Origin of the sequence: Paenibacillus cisolokensis (assembly GCF_018403665.1) — a bacterium.
Classification (GTDB): Bacteria; Bacillota; Bacilli; order Paenibacillales; family Paenibacillaceae; genus Paenibacillus_AH; species Paenibacillus_AH cisolokensis.
This window is the reverse complement of the sequence record NZ_BOVJ01000060.1, coordinates 25843-35546: the sequence shown is the minus strand read 5'-3', so window position 1 is coordinate 35546 and position 9704 is coordinate 25843. Positions and strand designations below refer to the sequence as shown.

Here is a 9704-nt window from a genome sequence, read left to right as displayed (position 1 = left end):
CGCGTGGTGGACGTGCGGGATAACATGAGAGATTGCGTAAGGAATGACGTGCGGAATGACGTATGGGGTAAAGAAGCACTGGCGCGAAGAGCTTTTGGAGAGGAGAAAAAGCGCATGCTGGAATGGAAAGAATCGGCGTTATGGGATGGCGCGCATGAGGTGCTGGGCGAATTTGATCTGAGCGTCAGGCTGGACGGCGAAACGGAGAAACGGCTTGAGCCGGTCGGGCGGACGGCCGGACGCGGATCGGACCGGCTCGGCGGCTATATCGAGACGGCGGTCGCGTACCGCGACGCGGATGATACCGTGTCCGTACGGCTGACGGTCCGCGGCTACCGGGACACGGCGCTCGCCTTCGCTGCGGCGGAGACGCGCAACGAGAACGGCCACGGAGCGCAGAGGACGTTCGCGCCGAAGGACGCGCTCGTCGTCCGGGCGAAGCAGCCGCGCCAGCCGCTGCGCCTCATGGCCAATTACCAGCATAAGGACTGGTGGACGAGGCCTTGGTTCGGCTCGTCGTTCGCCGGCTTGCCGGATCGGACGCAATCGCTGCTCTGGAAGGATGGCACAGGCTATCGCCATCTGCTGCCGGTTACGGGACCGACGATGAAAACCGAGCTCGGCGGCGGAGAAGCCGCAAGCGGTCTGGCCGGCGGCGCCGACGGGGAGAGCGCCGCGTCGCTGGCGATTCGGGTTTCATCTCATATCGGAGGACTCGACCGCTTCGATACGCTGCTGTTCGCCCTGAGCGTCGCGGACGAGCCCTATACCCTGCCCGGGCGGAACGCCGAAGCGGCGCTGGACGCGCTCGGCCGGCCGGCGCTGCCGCGAAGCCGGAGGACGTACCCGGAGCTGCTCGATTACCTCGGATGGTGCAGTTGGGATGCGTTTTATCATCAGGTCAGCGAGGAAGGGCTGCTGGAAAAGGCGGCGGAATTCAGGGCGCTCGGTTTGCCGGTCCGTTGGGTCATGATCGACGACGGATGGTCGGAGGTGCGGGATGGCAAGCTGGCGTCGTTCGGCGCCGACGGGCAAAATTTCCGCAAGGGCTCGGACACGCCATAGAAGCGCTCAAGGGACGGTTCGGCATCCGGTGGGTCGGTGTCTGGCATACGATCGCCGGCTATTGGTCGGGAATCGATCCCGAGAGCGGCATCGCCCGCCGGCTTGGCGGCAGCCTGTACACGACCGCAAGCGGCAAAATGATTCCGTACCCGGAGGCGGGACGGGGGTTCGGTTTCTGGCACGCCTGGCATGGCGAGCTGCGCCGTCAAGGGGTCGACTTCGTCAAAGTCGACAGCCAGAGCGCGGTGACCAATTTTCTGAAATACGAACGGTCCGTCGGCGAAGCTTCCGCCGCTGCGCATGAGGCGCTCGAGGCGTCAGTCGCGCTCCATTTCGGGGGGACGATGATCAACTGCATGGGGATGGCTTCGGAAAATGTGTGGCATCGGCCATTATCGGCCGTCTCCCGCAGCAGCGACGATTTCGTGCCGCAGGAGAAGCGCGGATTTCCCGAGCATGCGCTGCAGAACGGCTACAATTCGTATTATCACGGCGCGTTCTACTGGGGCGACTGGGACATGTTCTGGACGATGAACCACGACGATCTGCAAAACGCCGTACTCCGGGCGGTGAGCGGCGGTCCGGTCTACTTCAGCGATGCGCCCGGGCGCACGAATCCGGAGCTTCTGCGTCCGCTCGTCTATCGGGACGGGCGCATCGTCCGCTGCGACCGTCCGGCGAATCCGACCGAGGACTGCCTGCTGCGCGATCCGACCGCAGAGCCGCTGCCCCTCAAGCTGTGGAATACGGCAGGCGGATCGGGTATCGTCGCATCGTTCCATATACGGGACGGGCAGTCCGCCGTTGAGGGCGGCATCGGCCCGGCCGACGTCCCGGGGCTTGCGGCGGAGACGGGAAAGTATGTGCTGTACGACGTGCTTGGCCGCGGTTTTCGGATCGTCGCGGCGGAGGAGAAGGCGCCGCTGCGTCTGGAGGCAGGGGCGTGCGCCATTCACCAGCTGACGCCGGTGCGGCCGGGCGGCGCCACCCCGATCGGGCTGGCGGACAAATTCGTCCCCGCTCACGCGATCGTCGGCGTCCGGGAATGGGAGAGATCCCTGTTCGTTACGCTGCGGGAGGGCGGGGAACTGCTGCTGGTCTGCGACGATGCGCCGGAACGGGCGGCGGCGAACGGCGTTCCCGCCGCCGTCGCCGCGAAAGGGGACGGGCTGTACGCCGTCGACTGCGGCGCCTGCGAAGGCGAAGTGACGGTTGAAATCGTCAAGGGCGGCGCGTGATGACAGCGCGTCTGTTGCGACAGACAAGCAAGGAGGGGCCTGACGATGACCATTCGAATTCCGGCAGGTGATGTGCCGGTCATTGCCGAGGCGGACGTCGCCGTCATCGGCGCCTCGTTCGCCGGCATCGCCTGTGCGTTGGCGCTGGCCGAATGCGACCGTTCGGTCGCCGTTATCGAGCCGCGGACTTATCCGGGCCGGGAGCTGACGGCGACGCTCCGGCCCTGGCTCGGGACCGCCGAGGCGGACGAGCCTGCGCTGGTCCGGACCGTAAGGGAAAGAGCCGGCTTCGGTCGTGGCGGTGCGGCCACGGGAGCGATGAACGTGCCGGACGCGGCGAACGTTTCGCGTATGAAAGACGCGGCGAACGCGCCGGCGAACCGGACGGCGGATGCGCCGCTTGCTTCCGGCGGCGAGACGCCGCTCCATCCGGATCGGCTGAAGCTGTGTCTGGAAGACGCGCTGGAAGCGGCCGGTATCGATTGGCTCTATGCTTCCATGCCGATCGATATCGTTCTTGACGGCGGCTGCATCGCCGGCGTCGTCATCGCCAACAAGGCGGGGCGGCAGGTCGTCCGCTGCGCCGCGGTTGCCGACGCGACCGAGACAAGGCTCGCCGCCCGGCTGTGCGGCTGGCCGGGCGCTGCGCCTGCGGCGGCCGCCACCGCGCTGTACCGGCGCACGCTCGAATGGACGGGCGTCGGCGCCGTGCCTTTCGGCCTGCTGCCGGTGCCGGAGCGTCTTTCGCTTGCGGGCGGGGCTATCCGGCTGCGGCCCGGTTGCCGCGGCGCCGGTCACGTCTACGCGGAGCTGGCGCTTGTGCTGCCCGCGGCCTGCAGCCTTGAGGCCGACCGCTTTCGCGAGAGCGAGGCCAGGCACAGGAGCGTGCGGCTCGCCGAATATTTGGCGAACGAGGTGCCGGCATTCGGTCGCGCGGTCTGGAGCGCTTCCTCGCATGAGCTGTACGGCCCGCTGCCATTGTCCGGAACGGCCGCCGACCTGTTTGCCGCCGCGCCGTATGCCATGCCCGATATGCCGTCCGGCGGTATCCCCGACCTTCCGGAAGGGCTTCACCTTCTGTCCGGTTCCGGGGATCGCGCGGGCTGTCTGCCGCTGGACGCTGCCGAAGCTGCGCGCGCCGGCGAGCGGCTCGCCCGGTCGATCCTCGCCGAAACGTCCGGGACGATCCGGCAATCGGCCTGGCCGTCGCATCCGTCCGTCGCATCCGCCGCATTCGCTGCGGCGCCTTCCGCTGCCGCTGCCGCGTCGGCCGAAGTCCGCATTCCGCCCGGCACGCATGACCGTCCGGCTCGAACCGTCCGTCTCCCGGAGACGGCGCTGCCGGTCGCCCGGCGGGCGTCCGTGCTTGTGGCCGGCGGCGGCTCCAGCGGGGCCAGCGCTTCCATTACCGCCGCGCGGGAAGGAATGGATACGGTGCTGATCGATCTCAATCCGGGGCTCGGCGGCACCGGGACGTACGGCGGCGTGGACAGCTACTGGTTCGGCCGCCGGACCGGCTTCGCCGCCACTATTCACGACGCAGTCAAGAAGGTGCAGCAGGCGATCCGCTACAAAGGACATAAATGGAATATTGAAGCGAAAGCCTACGCGCTGCTGAATGAAGCGGAACGGGCAGGCGTCGAGACGGTGCTGGGCGCGGTCACCTTCGGCGCCGTCACGGCGGGCGACCGGGTTTGCGGAGCGGCGGCGGCCACCCGGTGGGGGCCACTCGCCGTAACGGCGGATGCGGTTATCGACGCGACGGGGGACGGCGATCTGGCGGCGTTCGCCGGGGCGCCGTTCGTCTACGGCTCCGAGCGGGACCATACGGTTATGTGGTATTCGCTGGCCCAGATTGCGGAGCCGGCGAAAATCCGGAACAATTTTACGAGCATGGTCAACGTTTCGGATATTCGGGATTATACGCGGGCGATTCGGGCGGGCCGCCGGCGCGGTCCGGATTGCCACGATCACGGCATCTACGTGGCGCCGCGCGAGAGCCGTCACGTGCTCGGCGATGTCGTCATGCGGCTGACCGACCAGCTGCTGCAGCGGCGGTGGCCGGACATCGTCAACATCCATTTCAGCAACCACGATGTCAAAGGCGTAAGCGGAGCGGACTGGATCAACATCGGGCTCATTCCGCCGAACCTCGAAATCGAGGTGCCGTACCGGATCATGCTGCCGCAAGGACTGGAAGGGCTGCTGGTCGCAGGCAAAGCGGTTTCGGCAACGCATGACGCGCTGCCGGCGATCCGAATGCAGGCCGATCTGGAAAATCTCGGCGCCGTTGCGGCGCTTGCCGCCGCAATGGCGGTCCGCGAAGGAACGACGCCGCGCGCCATTGACGTCGCCAGCTTGCAGCGCCGTCTCGTCTCGGAAGGGTTGCTTCCGGAGGAGACGCTGACGCGGACGCTGGCCCCGGTAACGTACAGCGACGCGGAGCTGGAGCGGCTGGCGGATTCGATTGAAGCGGACCGTCCGCTGTACGATTATGCCAACATGCGAATGAACGAAGTGTACCGGGGTCGGATTCCGTTCGTCGAAATCTGCTCTGTCGGCCCCCGCATCGTGCCGGTTCTGGAGCGGCAGCTGGAACGGTCGGAAGGGACGAAGCGGCTGCGGACGGCACAGGCGCTGGCGATGCTGGAATCGCCGGCGGCCGTGCCCGTTCTCGTGGAAGCGATTGTGCGGGAACTGGAAGGGCGGGACGAACTGCCGGTTCGTGAGGCGGACATGCTGTATGTTCAGCTGCCGCCGGACCACGGTGCCATGCCGGATGCCGCTTATCTGCTTTATTCGCTCGCCCAGACGCGCGACGAGCGGGCGATCCCCGTCTGGGAGCGCGTCGTCGATTTGATGAAAGCCGAAGAAGACGATTTCAGGGATATGCGGAAAGGCTTGTTCTATTACGTCGACGCAGTGTGCCAAGGGGCCGAAAGGCTCGGATCGCCGGCGGCCGTCCCGGTTCTGCGGCGGCTGCACGCTTTTCCCGCCCTGCGCGGCCAGCAATGCAAGCGCGGCGTGCAGGCGGATTACTTCCCCGAGCGGCGTGCCATGCTGGAGCTGGCGATCGGCAGGGCGCTTGCCCGCTGCGCATGTCCGGACGGCTATGCGGTGCTTATCGACTATTTGGAAGATGTACGCTCGCTGCTTGCCGGGCAGGCTCTGCTGGAGCTGCGCAGGCTGAGCGGAAAATCGTTCGGAGCGGAGCCTGAACGGTGGAGGAGCTGGCTGCGGGAGCGCCGTGCCGATCTGCTTCCGCAGCCGATGACGCTGAAGCTCGACCGCGAGGAGAACGCGGAAGCCTTGCCGCGCTAGAGGCGGCTCGCCGCGAAGATGTGCAGGCGGCCAGCGGCAGCGCGACGCTTTCGCATCGCCGCTGCCTGCCCGCTTAGCTTCCATGAGGGGAGGAGGACGTTATGATGCTGCTGGCCATCGATGCGGGCACAACCAATATGAAGGCCGGATTGTTCGACGAACGCGGCGTCATGCTGGCGTCGGCCGCATGTTCGAACGAGCGGCGGACGGACGATGACGGCTGCGCCATTTACGATCCGGACCAGCTGTGGGCAAGAGCCGCCGGTTTGATCCGGGCAGTCGCCGGCGCGGCGGGACCGGCGGGCGTTCGCGCGGTCGGCATTACGAGCATGGCGGAGAGCGGCGTTGTCGTCGACATGCGGACAGGACGCCCGAAATCGCCGGTTTTGCCGTGGTTTGACCGGAGCTCGGCGCCGCAGGCCGCGCGGATCGAGAAAGAGATAGACATACTCGAACGGTTCCGGGCGAGCGGGCTTCGCCCTTCCTTCAAGCAAGGAATGGCCAAGCTGCTCCGGCTGGCGCAGCGGCATCCGGATGCGCTCGAAGGAGGCGTCTGGCTGTCGGTGTCAGCCTATATCGCGCATCGGCTGACCGGACGGTTCGCGGAGGAGACGACGCTAGCCGCCCGTTCGTTCGCATACCGGATCGACACGCGGAGCTGGGACGAACCATTCATCCGCCATTTCGGCCTGTCCGGCAGTCTTTTCCGCCGGTGCTGCAGCCCGGTGAAGCGGCGGGGCGCGTACAGGCCGGACTCGCGGCGCAGCTCGGATTGCGGCCGGATACGCAGGTGTGCATCGCCGGGCATGACCATGTCTGCGCCTCGCTGGCCGTGGAAGGACTGCGGCAAGGTGCCGTCTACAATTCGATGGGAACGGCCGAGACGCTCGTCGGCCTGCTCGAAGAGCGGCCGCTCGGCGAGCGGGATCTGGCGTCGGGGCTGTCGTTCGGTCTCCATCCGCTGCCGGGCCGCATGTTCTGGATGGGCGGCCATTCGTCGTCCGGAGGATCGGTAGAATGGCTGCGCGGTCTGCTCGGCGACGAAGGCCTCAGCTACAGCGGCATGATGGAGCTGCTGCAGGAGAGGGGACACCGGCCTACCGGCATTTTGTTTTATCCGTATTTGGCCGGATGCGGGGCGCCGACGCCCGACCCCGGGGCCAAAGCGGCGTTCATCGGTCTCACAAGCCGCCACGGGAAGGGCGATCTGCTGATGGCGGTGCTGGAAGGGAATGCCTGCCAGATGGAGGCGATGCGCAGATGCGCAGAGCAGACAAGCGGCGGCCCGATCCGCGAGCTCTGCGTCGTTGGAGGCGGCGTGCGCAACCGGATTTGGCTGCAGGTAAAGGCCGACGTATCCGGCTTGCAACTGCGCGTGCCGGGTATTCCGGAAGCCGCTCTGCTCGGAGCGGCGCTGACGGCGGGAGTCGGTTCCGGCCTGTACGCATCGTTCGAGGAGGCGATGGCATCCGTCCGCCCGCCCGATTCCGCGATTGTGCTCCCTGACGGGGAACGGCACAGTTTTTACCGCCGTTTCTACGAGCAAGTGTACGAGAAGCTGCGGCTGCCGGTCGCTTCATTCGGCGAATGGGAGAATGCAGGCGGCGGATGAGGCCGGCAACCCGCTTCCAGGACAATACGGCCGGATCTTGACAGATGCGCGAACAACCCGTTTCCCGGGAGGGAAACGGGTTGTTCGCCGTTTTGGGAATCCGGCCGAATTCGGGCAAAAAAGATTTGCAAACCGATTCGTCCGTGATATAATCACATTGTAATACAGGTTAGATACATGTAACTAAAAAACTGCGCTGCAGGAAGGAGTTTCGGCCATGCTCAACATCGGGATGATCGGTCTCGATACGTCGCATGCGACCGCGTTTGCGGAATTGCTGCACGACGACGCTCATCCTTACCATGTGCCCGGCGGACGGGTGACGGTCGCCTATCCGGGCGGCTCGCCCGATTTCGAGCTCAGCGCCAGTCGCGTCGCCGGATTTACGGAAACGCTTGCCGGCCGGTACGGCGTGCGGATCGTCGATTCGCCGGAAGCGGTGGCGGAAGCATGCGACGCGATATTGCTGGAATCGGCGGACGGACGCGTTCATCTCCGGCAGCTGGAGTCGATTGCGCGGTACCGGAAGCCGGTATTCGTCGACAAGCCGTTCGCGGTGTCGTCATCCGATGCCGAACGGATGCGCCGGCTGTCCGAGCGGTACGGCTTTCCGCTCATGAGCTGCTCCGCGCTTCGTTACGCGGAAGGTTTGACCCGCGCGCTCGCGGAGAGCGGACCGGACGGAATCGGAGACGTTATCGGCGCCGACTGCTTCGGACCGATGGCGCTGCAGCCGACGCAGCCGGGATTGTTCTGGTACGGAATCCATGCGGCGGAAATGCTTTATGCGGCGATGGGGCCGGGCTGCGTGCGGGTGACGGCGCATACGAGCCCGGAGCACGAAGCGGTAACAGGCGAATGGCGGGACGGGCGGATCGGCACGATTCGCGGCAACCGGAGCGGCAACAACCGGTTCGGCGCGCTGATTCACGGCGCGAAGGAAACCCGGTACGTCGATGTATATGCGTTCGACAAACCTTATTATGCGAGCCTGCTGGAACGCGTCATGGACATGTTCCGGGGCGGTCCGCCGCCGATCGCGATCGGGGAGACGGTCGAGATCGTCCGTTTTCTCGAAGCGGCCAACGAAAGCCGCGAAACGGGGAAACCGGTCGAGATGGCATGGGGCGGGAGCGCGTCCGGCGCGCGGCTTGCCGGCCAGGATAACGAAGACCAGCAGCGGGGAGGAATGGACGATGAGTGACAAATTGGCGATCCACGGCGGTCCGAAAAGCAAGACGGTGCCGTTCGGAACGGGCAAGCGGTTCGGCGAGGAAGAACTGAAGGAGCTGGCTGAGGCGCTTGAACAGAATACGCTGTTCTATCATTTCGGCACCAAGGTGAAGACGTTTCTCGACCGGTTTAACGATTTGTACGGGGTCCAATACAGCGTCGCCACCTCGTCCGGCACCGCCGCCATTCACGTGGCGCTTGGCGCGGCGGGCGTCAGCGTGGGCGACGAGGTCATTACGAGTCCGATTACGGACCAGGGAACGCTGATCGGCATTTTGTACCAGAACGCCATTCCGGTGTTCGCGGATTTGGACCCGCATACGTACAACCTCGATCCGGCATCGATCGAGTCGCGCATTACGCCCCGGACGAAAGCGATCGTCGCGGTCCATCTGGCGGGCAATCCGTGCGATATGGACCCGATTATGGCGACCGCGCGGAAGCACGGGCTCACCGTCATCGAAGACTGCGCGCAAAGCTATCTGACCCGTTACAAGGGGAGACTCGTCGGTACGATCGGTCATTACGGCTGCTTCAGCACAAACGACTTCAAGCATATATCGACCGGCGACGGCGGCATCGTAACGGTCAATTCCGGCAGCGAATCGGATTACTATGCGGTCCATGCCTTTGCGGACAAAAATTACCGCCGGTTCGGCGGCGAAGTCGTCCGGGAGCTTCACGGCCTTGCGCCCAACTACAGGATGACCGAGCTGCAGGGGGCCGTCGGCATCGCCCAGCTGCGGAAGCTCCCCGACATTTGCGCGGCGCGCAGGAAGCACGGAGACCGGCTGACCGCGGCTATTTCGGATTTGCCCGGCATTAAGCCGCACCACGTCGAGGTAGGAAACGAGTGCACGTACTGGTTTTATATGCTGCGCGTGGACGAACGGGAACTGGGAGCGCCCCGCGAGGTTTTCAGCGAGGCGCTGGCGGCGGAAGGCATACCGAACGTGCCGGGCTACATTCCGGACGTCGTGTATATGCAGCCGCTGTTTCAACGGCGGGAAGCCTATGCTGGGACGCATTTCCCGTTCGATATTACCGGGATAACGTACGAAAGAGGGCTATGCCCGAATGCGGAGGCGATTCTCCGGACGGCGGTACGGATCGCGATCAGCGAATTTTATTCCGACCTCGACGTGGACGAAATCGCCGCCGGCATCGGCAAAGTCGCGCGGTACTTTCATTCGCATACGACGCAAACAATCGGAGACACGGAAAGGTGAGAACGA

Annotated in this window: 6 protein-coding genes and 1 pseudogene; all 7 read left to right on the top strand. The window is 65.3% G+C overall.

From position 1 onward, the window contains the following. Positions 1–114 precede the first annotated feature (114 nt). The 7 genes and pseudogenes from PACILC2_RS08610 to PACILC2_RS08585 all read left to right on the top strand — a co-directional run bounded on the left by PACILC2_RS08610 (position 115) and on the right by PACILC2_RS08585 (position 9698). The gene (locus PACILC2_RS08610; protein WP_213528558.1) at positions 115–1065 is read left to right on the top strand and encodes a Sip1-related alpha-galactosidase; all 951 of its coding nucleotides are present in this window, start codon (positions 115–117) and stop codon (positions 1063–1065) included. Continuing rightward, a complete protein-coding gene (locus tag PACILC2_RS08605; RefSeq protein ID WP_213528557.1) occupies positions 984–2303 on the top strand; it encodes a Sip1-related alpha-galactosidase in 1320 nt (439 codons plus the stop codon). The genes PACILC2_RS08610 and PACILC2_RS08605 overlap by 82 nt, the downstream gene beginning before the upstream one ends. Positions 2304–2348: 45 nt before the next feature. Beyond that, positions 2349–5624 (top strand): FAD-dependent oxidoreductase, encoded by a 3276-nt coding sequence (locus PACILC2_RS08600; protein WP_213528556.1) that lies wholly within the window; start codon positions 2349–2351, stop codon positions 5622–5624. Between the two features lie 101 nt (positions 5625–5725). Beyond that, positions 5726–6322: pseudogene (locus tag PACILC2_RS26620) on the top strand (FGGY family carbohydrate kinase); the annotation flags it as partial. 170 nt (positions 6323–6492) lie between these two features. Beyond that, on the top strand, positions 6493–7236 hold the full coding sequence (locus tag PACILC2_RS26615; RefSeq protein ID WP_244863368.1) for an FGGY-family carbohydrate kinase: 744 nt from the start codon (positions 6493–6495) through the stop codon (positions 7234–7236). A gap of 217 nt (positions 7237–7453) precedes the next feature. Then, positions 7454–8440 carry a Gfo/Idh/MocA family protein gene (locus tag PACILC2_RS08590; RefSeq protein ID WP_244863367.1) on the top strand — a complete coding sequence of 329 codons (987 nt, stop codon included), beginning with the start codon at positions 7454–7456 and terminating at the stop codon, positions 8438–8440. Next, positions 8433–9698, top strand: a complete 1266-nt coding sequence (locus tag PACILC2_RS08585; RefSeq protein ID WP_213528554.1) for a DegT/DnrJ/EryC1/StrS family aminotransferase — start codon at positions 8433–8435, stop codon at positions 9696–9698. The genes PACILC2_RS08590 and PACILC2_RS08585 overlap by 8 nt, the downstream gene beginning before the upstream one ends. Positions 9699–9704: the final 6 nt, after the last annotated feature.

Bases quoted from the DNA above. Each gene is read 5' to 3' on its own strand.
- PACILC2_RS08610 (WP_213528558.1), top strand. From the start codon at position 115: ATGCTGGAATGGAAAGAATCGGCGTTATGGGATGGCGCGCATGAGGTG.
- PACILC2_RS08605 (WP_213528557.1), top strand. From the start codon at position 984: ATGGTCGGAGGTGCGGGATGGCAAGCTGGCGTCGTTCGGCGCCGACGG.
- PACILC2_RS08600 (WP_213528556.1), top strand. From the start codon at position 2,349: ATGACCATTCGAATTCCGGCAGGTGATGTGCCGGTCATTGCCGAGGCG.
- PACILC2_RS26615 (WP_244863368.1), top strand. From the start codon at position 6,493: ATGGGAACGGCCGAGACGCTCGTCGGCCTGCTCGAAGAGCGGCCGCTC.
- PACILC2_RS08590 (WP_244863367.1), top strand. From the start codon at position 7,454: ATGCTCAACATCGGGATGATCGGTCTCGATACGTCGCATGCGACCGCG.
- PACILC2_RS08585 (WP_213528554.1), top strand. From the start codon at position 8,433: ATGAGTGACAAATTGGCGATCCACGGCGGTCCGAAAAGCAAGACGGTG.